Source organism: Streptomyces sp. NPDC059443 (genome assembly GCF_042750105.1).
Taxonomy (GTDB): domain Bacteria; phylum Actinomycetota; class Actinomycetes; order Streptomycetales; family Streptomycetaceae; genus Streptomyces.
Genome location: NZ_JBHYVM010000009.1, coordinates 140,981 through 152,859 on the forward strand (window position 1 = coordinate 140,981; position 11,879 = coordinate 152,859).

Here is an 11,879-nt window from a genome sequence, read left to right on the forward strand (position 1 = left end):
CGGAGATCATTCCGCCATGACCTCAACGACGACGACCACGACGACGGCCACGGTCACGGCCACGGCCACGGCAGGCACGACCGGCGCGGCGGCTTCGGGCACCTGGAAACTCGGTGACCTGGAGATCAACCGCATGGGCTTCGGCACGATGCGCCTTCCGCAGACCGGCGAGGCCCTCGTGGCCGACGCCGTCCCGCGCGATCGCGGCCGGGCCATCGCCGTACTGCGCCGCGCGGTCGAGCTCGGCGTCAACCACCTGGACACCGCCGCCTTCTACTTCTCGCCGCTGCGTTCGGCCAACGAGCTGATCAACGCGGCGCTGGCCCCGTACCCGGAGGACCTCGTCATCACGACGAAGGTCGGACCCCGCCGCGACCCGTCGGGAGCCTGGCTCTCCCACGCCGGCCCCGGCGAGCTGCGCGGTCAGGTCGAGGAGAATCTGCGCCAGCTCGGCCGCGACCACCTCGACGTGGTCAATCTGCGGGTGCTGGGGACCGGTTCGATCGCCGAACGCTTCGGCGCGCTGGCGGAGCTGCGCGAGGCGGGGCTCATCCGCCACCTGGGCATCTCCAACGTGACGCCCGAACACCTCGCGGAGGCCCGCGCCATCGCGCCCGTCGTGTGCGTGCAAAACATGTACGGGATCGGGGTCCGGCCCAAGCAGGGGGCCTTCGTCCGCGACTGCGGCGAACAGGGGGTCGCCTTCGTGCCGTTCTACGCGATCGCCGGCGCGGGACGCGAAGCGGGCGCGGGCGGCGACACGGATGGCGTAGGGGTGGCCGAGGTACGGGAGGTCGCGCGGGCCCACGGCGTGAGCCCCGCGCAGATCCGGCTGGCGTGGACCCTCGCCCAGGGGCCGCACGTACTGGCCATCCCCGGCACCGGGGACCTCGGCCACCTCGCCGACAACGTGGCCGCGGCGGCCCTGCGGCTCTCCGCCGCGGAACTGGCCCTCCTCGACACGGCCCACCGCGGCGCCGCGGCCTGACACGGGAACAGGACGCGACCTGACCCCGGAAAAGAAAAAGAGGGACACGGCCGCGGTGCGGCCGTGTCCCTCTCCCGTCGTGCGTCAGACCGCTGCGGCGGCCAGGGCGGCGCGGCCCGCGACGATGACGCGGGTCTGCTCGGCGACGCGGCGGCCGAGGTGCTCGGCGGTCGCTATGTCGGCCTTGTGAACGCCCTCGGCACCCTGGTCGGTGTGGGTCTGGGCGGCGGCGCCGTCGAAGAAGCCGAGACGGTTGATGTCGTTCTCGGAAGCGGTGCTGGTGTTCCAGCCCGGCTTCAGGCCCAGGTTGACCCAGCTCATGCCGTGCTGCGCGGCCAGCGTCTGGAAGTAGCCGAGGGTCTGGCCCTTGTCGCCGCTCTTCGAGCCGGAGTTGGTGAAGCCGGCGGCCACCTTGTCCTGCCAGCCGGAGGCGAACCACACCTTGGAGCTGGCTTCGGCGAAGGCGTGGAAGGCGCCCGAGGCGGTACCCATGTAGGTGGGGGAACCGAAGATGATCGCGTCGGAGGCGCCGAGGAGCTCCCACTGGGCGTCGTCGATCTCGTCCACCTTGATCAGGTGAACCGTCGCACCGGCCTCGATGGCGCCCGCCCGGACGGCCTCGGCGATGACGGCGGTGTGGCCGTAGCCCGAGTGGTAGGCGATCGAAACGACGGGGGCGTGCGTGATACCGGACAAGGCTGTTCTCCCTCGAATGCTCCGCGGTCGGCCGCGGCTCCGTGCTGTTGGTGCGACGGGAGACAGGTAACCACTAACTTTTCGAAAGCGCAAGCAAAACGATCAGCGCTGCGTAGTAGTACGCTAAAAGCATGCAGACTCCAGCCTGTAGCGAAGCCGACGACGACGCCGCTACCGCACCGCCCTTCGATGTCTTCGCCCGCGCGTGTCCCTCCCGGGAAACCCTGGAGCACGTCACGGGCCGCTGGGGCAGCCTCACCGTGGGCGCCCTGCGCGAAGGCTCGTGCCGCTTCAACGAACTGCGCCGCCGCGTCGACGGCGTCAGCGAGAAGATGCTGTCCCAGACCCTTCACGCCCTGGAACGCGACGGCATCGTCAACCGCGAGGCCCAGCCGACCAACCCGCCCCGCGTCGACTACGAGCTGACCCCGTTCGGCGAGGAGATCGCGGAGCGCCTCCTCGCGCTCATCACCCTGCTGGAGGAGCGCATGCCGGAGGTACTGGGCTCCCGCGCCGCCTACGAGGCCGCGCGCGAGGGCCGCTGACAGCGCGGGCAGAAGTAGCTCGACCGGTTCATCCACGGCCGGCGGCGCATCGGCGTACCGCAGCGGCGGCAGGGCTCGTCCTCGCGCCCGTACGCGTCGAGGGACCGGTCGAAGTAGCCGGACTCGCCGTTGACGTTGACGTACAGGCTGTCGAAGCTGGTGCCGCCGGCGGCGAGGGCCGCGTTCATGACGTCCCGGACGTGGCCGAGGAGTTCCACGCTCCGGGGGCGCGTGAGCGTGGCCGTGGGGCGCTCGTAGTGCAGCTTGGCGCGCCACAGCGCCTCGTCCGCGTAGATGTTGCCGACCCCGCTGATCAGCGACTGGTCGAGCAGCGCCCGCTTGATGGTGGTCCGCTTGGCGCGCAGCGCCAGGTGGTACGCCGCCTCGCCGAAGAGCGGGTCCAGCGGGTCCCGGGCGATGTGCGCGATGACGTCCGGCAGCCCGTCCTCGTACCCGTCCGTCCCGGCGGCGACGCTCTCGTGCAGCGACATGCCGCCGAAGGTCCGCTGGTCGACGAAGCGCAGCTCGGTGCCCGCGTCGTCGCGGAACCGCACCCGGATGCGCAGGTGCTTCTCGTCGGGGGCGTCCTCGGGCTGCACCAGCAGCTGCCCGCTCATCCCGAGGTGTCCGAGCACGGACAGGTGCCGCTCCGCCAGCGGCAGCCACAGGTACTTCCCGCGCCGCCGGGCCACCCCGAAGGTCTCCCCGGTCAGCCGCGCCGCGAAGTCGCCTCCGCCGCCCGCGTGCCGGCGTACGGCACGCGGATGCAGCACCTCGACCGCCTCGACGGTCCGCCCGGCCACCCAGCGTTCCAGACCGCGCCGCACCACTTCGACTTCGGGCAGCTCGGGCACGGGTTCCTCCGGAGGGGTGCGGTCGTGAACGCTCCCGGCGAGCGTACCGGCCGCCCCGGCCGGGGCCGGAAACGGGTCCGCCCGCCCCTGCGAGGCAGGGGCGGGCGGGTAAATCCCGAAAGAAGCGTCAGGCTTCCGGCGTCGGATCGGCGGGCGTCGGCGCCCCGCCATCCCCGGCGTCCGGGGTCTGCACCCCGGTCCGCTCGTCCACCTTGGCGCGGATGCCGCGCCAAGCGGACTCCGCCGCCTGCTGTTCTGCTTCCTTCTTGCTGCGGCCGGTGCCGGTGCCGTACGAGACGCCACCGACGCGGGCGGCAGCGCTGAAGGTCTTCTCGTGGTCCGGACCGGTCTCTGTGACCATGTATTCCGGAACACCAAGACCTTCGGCCGCCGTCAGCTCCTGGAGACTGGTCTTCCAGTCCAGGCCGGCACCGAGGTTCGAGGACTTCTCGATGAGCGGGTCGAAGAGCCGGTGAACCAGCTCCGAGGCCGCGTCGAGGCCCTGATCGAGGTAGACCGCGCCGATCACCGCTTCAAGCGTGTCGGCGAGGATGGATGCCTTGTCCCGGCCACCCGTGCCCTCTTCGCCGCGGCCGAGCCGGACGAAGGAGCCGAGTTCGAGGCCGCGCCCGACCTCCGCAAGTGCGCGTGAGTTGACTACCGCGGCCCGCAGTTTGGCCAGCTGGCCTTCCGGCAGGTCCGGGTGGGTCGTGTACAGCGTGTCCGTGACCACCAGGCCCAGCACGGAGTCCCCAAGGAACTCCAGCCGCTCGTTGGTGGGCAGACCGCCGTTCTCGTACGCGTACGAACGGTGGGTCAGCGCACGCACCAGAAGGGCGGACTCGAGGTGATACCCGAGCCGCCCTTCCAGAAGCGTGTGGGACGAGGCCGCGTTCTTACTGTCTGCCTGCTTCTCAGCGTTGGACAGCTCAGACATTGCGCCTCTCACCAGCCGCTCAGACCTCGAGGACCTGGCGCTTGTTGTAGGTGCCGCAGCTCGGGCACGCAATGTGCTGGAGCTTCGGCTCCTGGCAACGCTCACACGAAACCAAGGTGGGGACCGCAGCCTTCCACTGCGACCGGCGGTGGCGCGTGTTGCTGCGCGACATCTTCCGCTTCGGAACAGCCACGGCTACTTCTCCTGCTTCTCGGCGGCGCCCTGAACTCCGTCAGAGGCAGTGCCGCTCATGTTGTCCTTCTCGACGCCCTGATCGGTGACGAGTCCCTGCAATGCCGCCCAACGGATGTCGACGGCGTCATGGTGGTGGTCCGGGTCGTCGTTCAGGCTGAGCCCGCAATCGGGGCACAGTCCGAGACAGTCCTCCCGGCACACCGGCTGCAGCGGCAGTGCGAGCACTACCACGTCGCGCAGCACGGGTTCGAGGTCGAACAAGCCGTCCTCGATAAAGAGCGTGTCCTCGTCGTCCTCGGCGTCGTCGGCCGGCTCCGCCTTGGAGCGGTTCCGGTCGTCGGCGTCAGGGTACGAGAACATCTCCTGGAAGTCCGCCTTGAGCTCACGCTCGACGGCCTCCAGACACCTTACGCACTCTCCCACGGCCGATCCACGGGCGGTGCCTGTGACAAGCACCCCTTCCATGACCGACTCCAGGCGGAGCTTGAGGTTCAGCCGGCTGCCTTCCGGCACTCCGATGACTCCGGCGAGACCGAGGTCCCCCGGTGCCGCGATTTCACGGGACAGCCGCAGCATGGCACCAGGACGCCGCCCCAGCTCGTGCGTGTCGAACACGAGGGGGTTGTGGTGGTCGAGGCGGGTATTCAGGGCTGTTCCTGCTTTCACAAAATCACTGGAGACTGCTGAAGATCAAGATTTCCGCCACTCAAGGGCAGCATGGATCGCGGTGCATACGCGCGACCGAAGAGCCAGGATACCCGCCGCTTCGCCCTGAGCCCAATCCGGGTGCGGAGCGGAGGTCAGCGGCCCTGCTCGTACTGGCGGAGCTGGTCCAGGTTGATCATGCTCGTGTCGAAGAAGCTGGTCTCGTCGAGCGCCGCCTGCTGCTCCTGCGTGCCCTGCTGCGGCTGCGCATCGTAGTGCGCGGCGTAAGCCGCTCCGGTGGAGCCGGTGCTTGCACCGGAGTACGGGTCCGGCTGCTGCTGCTCGTAGGAGACGGAGTACGGGTCCGGCTGCTGCTGCACCTGCTGGTAGCCGCCGTAGGGGTCCTGGTAGGAGTAGGCGTCCTGCTGGACCTGGGCCTGGACCGGCTGCTGGTAGGAGTACGCGTCGTACGCGGGCTCCTGCTGCGCCTGCGCCTGCGCGGGGATCAGCGGGGCCTGCGGCTCGGCCAGCCCGGCCAGGAAGTCGGCGTCGCTCGTCGAGCGGGACTGCTGGAGCCCCGCCGCGTCCTGGGCGGCCATGTGCGCGCCGAGGTCGTCCGTGGCCACCCGGCCGAGGAGCTTCTGACGGCCCCGGTCGACGGCCTCCAGGGTCTTGGAGAGCACCGCCTCGAAGGTGGCCAGCTTGGTGTCCACGTACGCGTCCGCCTGCTGGCGCTGGGTCTCCGGGTCGTGGCTCCGCTCGGGCGCCTCCGCGTCGGGGTAGCCGTGCTCGTCGAGCCCGGCCCCCCGGCCCAGGAGCTTCTCGCGGCCGCGGTCCACCGAGCCGATGGTCTTGGTCAGGACGACCTCGAAGTTGGCGAGCTTGCTGTCGACGTAGTCGTCGGCCTCGGCCCGGACCTCCTCGGCCTCCCGGCGGGCATCCGCCAGGATCCGGTCGGCCTCGTCCTGGGAGCGCCGGGCGACCTCGGTGTCGGAGATCAGCGAACCGCGCTGGGCGTGCGCCGACTCGATGATCCGGTCCGCCTCCCGGCGGGCCTCCTCGACCATCTGCTCCCGGCCGCCGATGAGCTCCTGCGCCTGTGCGAGCGAGCCCGGCAGGGCGCCCCGTACCTCTTCGAGGAGGGCGAGCAGCTCCGCACGGTTGATCACGCACGAGGCCGACATGGGCATGGACCGGGCGCTGCCGACGGCCGCGACGATCTCGTCGAGCTTCTTCTGCACGTCCATGGGGGCTCGCACTCTCTCGGCCTCGGGCGGTTCCCGAGACGGACGGGACGACTTTAAGGCCACCGGGCCGGGGGCCGACACCGACTGACGTGGCATCAGGGAATCCGGCGGTCGGACCTCAGCGGTTGGCGAGCCGCTCCATCAGGGCGGTGTGCACGTGGGCGGGCAGCAGGTGGGCGACGTCTCCGCCCCAGGCCGCCACTTCCTTGACCAGCGAAGAGGACAGGAAGCTGTAGGTGGGGTTGGTCGGGACGAACAGCGTCTCGACGCCCGACAGCCCCATGTTCATCTGGGCCATCTGGAGCTCGTAGTCGAAGTCGCTCACCGCGCGCAGGCCCTTGACGATGGCGGGGATCTCGCGCTGCTTGCAGAAGTCGACGAGGAGCCCGTGGAAGGACTCGACCTCGATGTTGCCGTAGCCGGCGGTCGCCTCGCGGATCAGCTCGATCCGCTCCTCGACGGTGAACAGTCCCTGCTTGGACTGGTTGATCATCACGGCGACGTGGACCACGTCGTAGAGCCGGGAGGCCCGGCCGATGATGTCGAGGTGTCCGTTGGTGATGGGGTCGAACGACCCGGGACAGACGGCGCGGCGCAACTTGATTCCCTCGCTCCCCGGTACGGGATTCATGACTCTTCGCTGATGGTGGCGGCTCGGCCGTACCAAAGGGTGCCTTCGCCGTACTTCCGGGACCGGAGCGGCTCGAAGCCCTCGGGCCACGGGAAGGCGCCGCTCCTCGTCCTGCGCTCCACGGTGACCAGTGCATCGTCCGTGAGCCAGCCATTGGACCGGAGTGTGAGCAGGATCTCGCGAAGATCGTCGTGCGCGACCTCGTAGGGCGGGTCCAGGAAGACCACGTCGTACGGGTCCCCGTGCGCGGGAACGGCCGCGATCTGCTCGGCCCTGCCCGCCCGGAACTCGGCGCCGGGCAGGCCGACCGAGGTGATGTTGGCCTTGATGGCCTTGGCCGCCTTGGCGTCGGGCTCGACCAGCAGCGCGTGGTCCGCGCCGCGGGAGAGCGCCTCCAGGCCGACGGCGCCGGAGCCGGCGTAGAGGTCGAGCACCCGGGCCCCCTCGATGCCGTGCAGCGACTCCCACGTGGAGAAGAGGCCTTCGCGCATCCGGTCCGAGGTCGGGCGGGTGCCGGTGCCGGGCGGGACGGCGAGGCGTCGCCCGCCGGCGCTTCCGGCGATCACGCGGGTCATCTGGGGTCCTTCGGTGGGGGCGAGCAGAGGGGGGTGCACAGGAGTACAGGCCCTCAACGATAGGTCGTGCCGCTCACCCCTTCTCCAGGTACTGCTCCCGTTCGGTGTCCAGGAGGGCGTCCAGGGCGGTCCTGAGGCCCGGCAGTCCCGCGAGCTCCGGATCGGCGGCGACCACCCGGGTGGCCTCCTCGCGGGCCTGGGTGATGACCTCCTCGTCCTCGATGACCGCGAGCATGCGCAGCGAGGAGCGGACCCCGGACTGGGCCTGGCCCAGTACGTCGCCCTCGCGGCGCTGTTCCAGGTCGATGCGGGAGAGCTCGAAGCCGTCCAGGGTGGCGGCGACGGCGGCGAGCCGGGCGCGGGCGGGGCTGGCCTCGTGCATCTCGCTGACCAGCAGGCACAGTCCGGGGGCGGAGCCGCGGCCGACGCGGCCGCGCAGCTGGTGGAGCTGGGAGACGCCGAAGCGGTCCGCGTCCATGATGACCATGACGGTGGAGTTGGGGACGTTGACCCCGACCTCGATGACCGTGGTGGCGACGAGGACCTTGATCTCGCCGGCGGTGAACCGGCGCATGACGGCGTCCTTGTCGGCGGGATCCATCCGCCCGTGCAGCACCTCGACGGAGAGTCCGGCCAGGGGGCCGCGGGTGAGCTGTTCGGCGATCTCCAGCACCGCGAGCGGGGGACGCCTGTCGCCGTCCTCCTCGGCCGCCTTCTTCTTGGCGGCCTTGCCGTTCTTCGGATCGTCCTCCTCGTCGCCGATGCGCGGGCAGACCACGTACGCCTGGTGCCCGTTCTCGACCTCCTCGCGGACCCGCTCCCAGGCCCGGGTCAGGAAGTGGGGTTTGTCCTTGGCGGGCACCACGTGGGTGGCGATCGGGGAGCGTCCGGCGGGCAGCTGGTCCAGGACGGAGGTCTCCAGATCGCCGAAGACGGTCATGGCGACCGTGCGCGGGATCGGGGTCGCGGTCATGACGAGCAGGTGCGGGGGCTGCTTGCCCTTGGAGCGCAGCGCGTCCCGCTGTTCCACGCCGAAGCGGTGCTGCTCGTCGACGACGACCAGGCCGAGGTCGTGGAACTTCACCTTGTCCTCGATGAGCGCGTGCGTGCCGATGACGATCCCGGCCTCGCCGGTGACCAGGTCGAGCAGGGCCCGGCGCCGCGCGGGCACTCCCATCGACCCGGTGAGCAGCACCACCTTGGTCCCCTGGTCGAACCCGCCGAGCATGCCGCCCTCGGCGAGTTCGCCCATCATCTCGGTGATGGACCGGTGGTGCTGCTGGGCGAGCACCTCGGTGGGCGCGAGCATCGCGGCCTGTCCGCCGGAGTCGACGACGGCGAGCATGGCCCGCAGGGCCACCAGCGTCTTGCCCGAGCCGACCTCTCCCTGGAGGAGCCGGTGCATGGGGTGGTCCGTGGCGAGGTCGTCGAAGATCTCCTTGGAGACGGTCTCCTGACCTTCGGTGAGGGTGAAGGGGAGCTTGGCGTCGAAGAGGTCGAGGAGGCCGCCGGGGGTGGGGCGGCGGGGGACGGCGGGGAGCTGGGAGTCGGCGTGCCGGCGGCGGGCGAGGGCCACCTGGAGGACGAAGGCCTCGTCCCACTTGAGGCGTTGGCGGGCGTCCTCGATGTCGGCCTTGACGGCCGGGCGGTGGATCTTGAGGAGCGCTTCGGTGAGCGGGACCAGGGCGCGGCCCTCGCGCAGGGTCGCGGGCAGCGGGTCCACGACCTCCTGGGCCCTGGGGAGCACCGCGTCCACGCATTTGGCGATCTTCCAGGACTCCAGCTTCGCGCAGGCCGGGTAGATCGGGATGAGCTGACTGGCGAAGGCCGTCGCCGCGTCCCGGTCGGAGGCGTCCGCGCCGAGCGGCTCGTAGGCGGGGTGGGCCAGCTGGAGCTTGCGGTTGAACATCCCGACCTTGCCCGCGAACATCGCGCGGCTGCCGGGCAGCAGTTCCTTGTGCGGTTTGTGGACGCCCGACCCGAAGAAGACGAGCTGGATGCGGCCGCTGCCGTCGGTGATGGTGACTTCGAGGCGTTTGCCGCCGCCGCGGCTGCCCTGGTAGGTCAGCAGGCGGGCGTCGGCGACCTGCGCGACCACCGTCACGTGCTCGTCGATCTGGTCGGCGAGCTCGGCCAGCGAGGTCAGCTCCCCGCGCTCGGCGTAGCGCCGTGGGTAGTGGTGGAGCAGGTCCAGGGCCGTGTGCAGGCCGAGCTGCTCGGCGAGCACCTTGGCGGTGGCGGGGCCGAGGGTCTTCTTGAGGTCTTCGTCGAGCGCGGGCACGTGTTCCATTGCACACCATGCCGCTGACACGGCGGCCCTTCGACCCTTATTCGACCCCGATGAGCAGCGGCGCCGAGCCGCGGCCGCCCCGGTAGGTGACGGTGTCGACGGCCAGGTGTCCCTGCTGGACGTACGCCTCCAGGCGCGCGGCCAGCGTGTCCGGCACCTCGGGTCCCAGGACCAGGGTGACGAGTTCGCCGCCGGAGCCGAGCATCCGTGCCAGTACGGCCTCGGCGGTCTCGGGCAGGTCGGCGCCGATGACGGCCACGTCCCCGTCGATGAGGCCGAGCACGTCGCCGGCCTGGCAGATGCCGGCCGAGGTGAAGGACTGCCGTTCGGCGACGGCGAGTTCGCCGTAGCGGGTGGCGCCGGCGGCGGCGGTCATGGCGACCACGTCCTCGTCGAAGGTGCCCTCCGGGTCGTGGACGGCGAGCGCGGCCAGGCCCTGGACCTCGGAGCGGGTGGGGATCACGGCGACCCGCACGCCGTCGGCGCGGGCCTGTTCGGCGGCCGCCGCCGCGACCGCGCGCAGCTCGGTGGCGTTCGGCAGGAGCACGATCTCGCGGGCGTGCGCCCGCCGGACGGCCGCCACGAGTTCGGCGGCGGCCGGGGGTCCGTCTGGCCCCGCGAGCACGGTGGTGGCTCCGGCCTCCCCGCACAGTCCGGCGAGTCCCTCGCCCTGGACCACGGCGACGACGGCCCGCTGGACGCGCTCGCCGCGGGCCCGGCGCCGCTCGTCGCCGAAGTGCGTGATGCGGATCCGGTACGGGCGCCCGGCGACCACTCCGGCCTCCACGGCCGCGCCGGGGTCGTCGACGTGGACGTGGACGTTCCACAGCCCGTCGCCGCCGACCACGACGAGGGAGTCGCCGAGTCCGTCGAGCCGTGCGCGCAGCTCGGCGACCCGCGCCTCGGCGGCCTCCAGCAGGTAGATCACCTCGTACGCGGGTCCGCCCAGGTCCTCCGCACAGGGTTCCGGCGGCCGCGGTACGGGCACGGCCCGGCCGCGCACCGGCTCGGCGGCCGGCTCCTGCCCGGACAGGGCCTGCCACAGGGCTCCGAGTACGGCGACCAGTCCGCAGCCCCCGGCGTCGACCACCCCGGCCCGGCCCAGCTCGGCCAGCTGGCCCGGGGTCTCGGCGAGGGCCGCGCGGGCCCCGTCGTAGGCGGCCGCGGCCACGTCGGCGACGGTCCCGGCGGCGGCCTCGGCTACCGCGGCGGCCCGCGCGGCGGCGGTGGCGACGGTGAGCATCGTGCCCTCCACCGGGTGCGCGACGGCCTGGTACGCCTCCTCGGCGGCCCGGGTCAGCGCCTGGGCCAGCAGCCGCGCGGGCCCGCGCCCGGCGGGCTCGTCCCCGAGTACGTCGGCCACGCCGCGCAGCAGCTGCGCGAGGATCGTCCCGGAGTTGCCCCGGGCGCCTATCAGGGCTCCGTGCGCGAAGGCCCGTACGGCCTCGGGGAGGGAGGTTCCCGCTGTGCCGTCCGTCACGCCGGCGAAGGCGTCTTCGAGCTCGCGGTCGGCGGATTCGGCGGTCAGGTAGAGGTTGGTCCCGGTGTCCGCGTCGGCGACGGGATAGACGTTGATCGCGTCGATGTCCTCGCGGGCCCGGCCCAGTGCGGCCAGGGCCAGCGTGCTCCAGGTGCGCACCGCTTCGGCGTCGAGGGCGTCGCGCTCGGCGCGCTCGTCGAAGGCATGCGGCTGCGGCTCGTGCGCCACCGGGCGTTCCTCCTTGTGCGGGCCAGGGTTCACCGCAGGGTAACGAAGGACTGCCGGGAGGGCGGGACCCCGGGGCGGGGGTGGTGGTGGACATGGTAGTTTTCTTGGACCGAGGCAGTCGTTGTATGCTGCTCCGGTTGCCCGATGAGAGTCGGGCCATTCCCCCCGGCAAACCACCTTCAGATCCCTGATACCGGTGCGCCGGGATTCACTGTAAGTGCATCTGAAGTCTTTGGAGTGACCTGTGGCTGCCAACTGCGACGTTTGCGCCAAGGGGCCGAGCTTCGGCAACAGCATTTCCCACTCGCACCGCCGCACCTCGCGTCGCTGGAACCCGAACATCCAGCGTGTCCGTGCCGTGGTCAATGGGACGCCGAAGCGCCTCAACGCCTGCACCTCGTGCATCAAGGCCGGCAAGGTCTCGCGCTGACGCCTTCCGTCGTAGCGCAGCCCTTTCCGGTTGCCCGAGAGGCGGGGGCGCCCGGGGGGGCCGCCGCGTGCGGTTGCGGAAAACGCCGGAGGGCGAGCGCCCTAGATGCAGTGGGGTTAATAAAAATGACAGAGCCCC

Annotated in this window: 13 protein-coding genes; 3 read left to right on the plus strand and 10 right to left on the minus strand. The window is 71.2% G+C overall.

All coding sequences use genetic code 11. The features are described 5' to 3' along the window. Positions 1-16: 16 nt before the first annotated feature. A complete protein-coding gene (locus ACFXDJ_RS11740; protein ID WP_384662980.1) occupies positions 17-988 on the plus strand; it encodes an aldo/keto reductase in 972 nt (323 codons plus the stop codon). A gap of 84 nt (positions 989-1,072) precedes the next feature. On the opposite strand, the gene ACFXDJ_RS11745 is transcribed toward ACFXDJ_RS11740, so the two are convergent. Continuing rightward, on the minus strand, positions 1,073-1,684 hold the full coding sequence (locus ACFXDJ_RS11745) for a flavodoxin family protein (RefSeq protein ID WP_384662979.1): 612 nt from the start codon (positions 1,682-1,684) through the stop codon (positions 1,073-1,075). A 131-nt stretch (positions 1,685-1,815) separates the two neighbouring features. Between ACFXDJ_RS11745 and ACFXDJ_RS11750 the strand changes: the two genes are divergently transcribed. Next, positions 1,816-2,229, plus strand: a complete 414-nt coding sequence (locus ACFXDJ_RS11750) for a winged helix-turn-helix transcriptional regulator (RefSeq protein ID WP_384662977.1) — start codon at positions 1,816-1,818, stop codon at positions 2,227-2,229. Here ACFXDJ_RS11750 and mutM read toward each other — a convergent pair. From mutM to ACFXDJ_RS11795, 9 genes are all read right to left on the minus strand, one after another. Then, positions 2,202-3,083, minus strand: coding sequence for a bifunctional DNA-formamidopyrimidine glycosylase/DNA-(apurinic or apyrimidinic site) lyase (gene mutM, locus ACFXDJ_RS11755; protein WP_384662975.1), 882 nt, complete (start codon positions 3,081-3,083; stop codon positions 2,202-2,204). The genes ACFXDJ_RS11750 and mutM overlap by 28 nt on opposite strands. Positions 3,084-3,210: 127 nt before the next feature. Beyond that, positions 3,211-4,020 carry a ribonuclease III gene (rnc, locus tag ACFXDJ_RS11760; RefSeq protein WP_384848921.1) on the minus strand — a complete coding sequence of 270 codons (810 nt, stop codon included), beginning with the start codon at positions 4,018-4,020 and terminating at the stop codon, positions 3,211-3,213. 19 nt (positions 4,021-4,039) lie between these two features. Next, the gene (gene rpmF, locus ACFXDJ_RS11765) at positions 4,040-4,213 is read right to left on the minus strand and encodes a 50S ribosomal protein L32 (protein ID WP_003965982.1); all 174 of its coding nucleotides are present in this window, start codon (positions 4,211-4,213) and stop codon (positions 4,040-4,042) included. Positions 4,214-4,215: 2 nt separating this feature from the next. Further along, the gene (locus ACFXDJ_RS11770; RefSeq protein WP_384662720.1) at positions 4,216-4,863 is read right to left on the minus strand and encodes a YceD family protein; all 648 of its coding nucleotides are present in this window, start codon (positions 4,861-4,863) and stop codon (positions 4,216-4,218) included. Between the two features lie 152 nt (positions 4,864-5,015). After that, entirely contained in the window at positions 5,016-6,107 is a 1,092-nt protein-coding gene (locus ACFXDJ_RS11775; RefSeq protein WP_384848924.1) for a cell division initiation protein, read from the minus strand. A 118-nt stretch (positions 6,108-6,225) separates the two neighbouring features. Then, positions 6,226-6,705 carry a pantetheine-phosphate adenylyltransferase gene (coaD, locus tag ACFXDJ_RS11780; protein ID WP_384662723.1) on the minus strand — a complete coding sequence of 160 codons (480 nt, stop codon included), beginning with the start codon at positions 6,703-6,705 and terminating at the stop codon, positions 6,226-6,228. A gap of 29 nt (positions 6,706-6,734) precedes the next feature. Further along, positions 6,735-7,313 carry a 16S rRNA (guanine(966)-N(2))-methyltransferase RsmD gene (gene rsmD, locus ACFXDJ_RS11785; RefSeq protein ID WP_384662712.1) on the minus strand — a complete coding sequence of 193 codons (579 nt, stop codon included), beginning with the start codon at positions 7,311-7,313 and terminating at the stop codon, positions 6,735-6,737. A gap of 73 nt (positions 7,314-7,386) precedes the next feature. Next, on the minus strand, positions 7,387-9,603 hold the full coding sequence (recG, locus tag ACFXDJ_RS11790; protein ID WP_384662715.1) for an ATP-dependent DNA helicase RecG: 2,217 nt from the start codon (positions 9,601-9,603) through the stop codon (positions 7,387-7,389). A 37-nt stretch (positions 9,604-9,640) separates the two neighbouring features. Further along, positions 9,641-11,311, minus strand: coding sequence for a DAK2 domain-containing protein (locus tag ACFXDJ_RS11795; RefSeq protein ID WP_384848927.1), 1,671 nt, complete (start codon positions 11,309-11,311; stop codon positions 9,641-9,643). 244 nt (positions 11,312-11,555) lie between these two features. On the opposite strand from ACFXDJ_RS11795, the gene rpmB reads away from it, so the two are divergent. Further along, on the plus strand, positions 11,556-11,741 hold the full coding sequence (gene rpmB / locus ACFXDJ_RS11800; RefSeq protein ID WP_073911113.1) for a 50S ribosomal protein L28: 186 nt from the start codon (positions 11,556-11,558) through the stop codon (positions 11,739-11,741). The last annotated feature ends 138 nt before the right edge of the window (positions 11,742-11,879 follow it).

Excerpts from the sequence above, each read along its gene's own strand:
- rsmD (WP_384662712.1), bottom strand. The coding sequence starts at position 7,313 with ATGACCCGCGTGATCGCCGGAAGCGCCGGCGGGCGACGCCTCGCCGTC.
- ACFXDJ_RS11775 (WP_384848924.1), bottom strand. The coding sequence starts at position 6,107 with ATGGACGTGCAGAAGAAGCTCGACGAGATCGTCGCGGCCGTCGGCAGC.
- rnc (WP_384848921.1), bottom strand. The coding sequence starts at position 4,020 with ATGTCTGAGCTGTCCAACGCTGAGAAGCAGGCAGACAGTAAGAACGCG.
- ACFXDJ_RS11740 (WP_384662980.1), top strand. The coding sequence starts at position 17 with ATGACCTCAACGACGACGACCACGACGACGGCCACGGTCACGGCCACG.
- ACFXDJ_RS11750 (WP_384662977.1), top strand. The coding sequence starts at position 1,816 with ATGCAGACTCCAGCCTGTAGCGAAGCCGACGACGACGCCGCTACCGCA.
- recG (WP_384662715.1), bottom strand. The coding sequence starts at position 9,603 with ATGGAACACGTGCCCGCGCTCGACGAAGACCTCAAGAAGACCCTCGGC.